Source organism: Delftia sp. S65, from assembly GCF_016516495.1.
GTDB lineage: Bacteria > Pseudomonadota > Gammaproteobacteria > Burkholderiales > Burkholderiaceae_C > Comamonas > Comamonas acidovorans.
In genome coordinates, this window is sequence record NZ_JACVUR010000116.1 from 1 (window position 1) to 262 (window position 262).

Annotated in this window: 1 protein-coding gene; it reads left to right on the plus strand. The window is 55.0% G+C overall.

Translation table 11 applies throughout. The features are described 5' to 3' along the window. Window positions 1-262 (plus strand): hypothetical protein (locus tag IAE24_RS30065; protein WP_199962550.1); only part of this gene is annotated, 262 nt, incomplete at both ends.

The window sequence follows — 262 nt, forward strand, 5'->3', positions numbered from 1 at the left end:
CATCGCGGGCTTTGCGACGAATCCTAAATATGGCGATGAAGATTCGTACGGCTATTTCAAGCTCATCGATAAGATCACGGGAGAGGTTCTCACCAGCTACACGAAACGTGATGGAGGACTTGGTACCGACCCCGAGAAAGCATGGACCCAGTTTGTCGCCGACATGGGCGGTGCCCTAGTTGGTGAGCTGAAAAAAGCCGACCTACCGGCCTGGATGCGCGATGTCTTTGATGAGCTGGGCGACGACATCACGCTGGACAGC